This is a genomic window from Wolbachia endosymbiont of Drosophila baimaii, from assembly GCF_028982185.1.
Taxonomy (GTDB): Bacteria; Pseudomonadota; Alphaproteobacteria; order Rickettsiales; family Anaplasmataceae; genus Wolbachia; species Wolbachia pipientis.
In genome coordinates, this window is record NZ_JAPQLE010000141.1 from 1 (window position 1) to 1,326 (window position 1,326).

The 1,326-nt window shown below is 35.1% G+C and carries 1 pseudogene; it reads right to left on the reverse strand.

Annotated elements, in window-relative coordinates:
* Nucleotides 1–81: 81 nt before the first annotated feature.
* A pseudogene (locus OZD66_RS06090) lies at nucleotides 82–914 on the reverse strand (transposase); the annotation flags it as partial.
* Between the last annotated feature and the right edge of the window lie 412 nt (nucleotides 915–1,326).

Below are 1,326 nucleotides of genomic sequence, written 5' to 3' on the forward strand. Positions count from 1 at the left end.
TGTAAAATTATTAAAGATTACGGAGGAAATATGCTATTTTGATTTGTGTAAAAATTATTGTTGACTTATGTGCAATTAGAGAACCTTAGCAGCTTTGCCAGAATCAACCAAACGCTGATAAAACGCTTTCATTTTTCTGTTGTGGCGCATAGCAACAAGAGCTGACATGTATAGTGCTTTCCTTGCATAAAACCTGCCTCCTTTGATTTGAGCTTTGCCAACTTTTCTTCCACTTTCACTAGTTTTAGGCGCAACTCCAACTAAGCATGCAATTTCTCTATTCTCTAATCTACCAAGCTCAGGCACCTCTGTCAGTAGAACGCTCGCCGTCTTTGACCCAATACCTTTATAGCTGATTAAAAGCTCATTTTTTCCTTTCAATTCAGCTATTGCGTCTTCTATGTCTTGCCTAATTTCTTTCAATTGTTTTTCAGCAAACCCTATCTGTCTTTCTATGTATTCTCTAGCTTTTCCCGTCGCACTTTGCAGGCGACACTTGTTTGCATGAATTGCATCATTTAAATTACGCCCAACTGCCCCCAGCTCCTTTAATTCCTCTTGCTTTTGTGAAATTATACATCCTTTTACTTCACCGTCTTTACTGACAAATTCAGCGTATTTTTCCAGTAATTTAGCATCTAACTTGTCAGTTTTTGCAAAATGATTGCAAGCTTTGGCAAATGCATATACCCGATTCGGGTGAGCTTTATGGACAGTTATCTTGCAACAATTTTATAATGAGCTTTTCATAGCCACCAGTTTACACATAACTTGATGGGTAAATCGACTATATTTGTTTCTATAAACTTAGATATAGCATCACTCACGTTTGCTATGCGCTTATGCTTGCCATTAATTGAGATGTCCAATGCTTCCTTGGAAACATCTACTCCCATGAAAATTATTCTAGCCATTTTTGTACCTATAAATATCATCAAACAATAATGCAAAATGCTGTATACAGGATTGTAATTCGATCTTTTAGGTCCACCTACCGTTCGTACTACATTTTGCTTTAAGCCTTACTATTACCCACAAATAAAAACATAGTATTGTATTTATTCAAATAATTTAATTTTATTAACCTGAAAGCTTATTAGATTAAAATTATTAAACCAAGAGTTATAATTTTAGCAACTAAAAGCTGTAAATTGCACCATATAAACAGTTATTTCAAGCAAAAGTTATGCCATTAAGAGCTATGCAACAAACATTTATATTTGTGGGTAATAGTAAGATCTAAATCCGATAGAGCATTGTTGGCACACCATCAAAAGTCGCCTCAGACCTCTAATGCATCAATGTACAGACTTACACCTTTTAGTT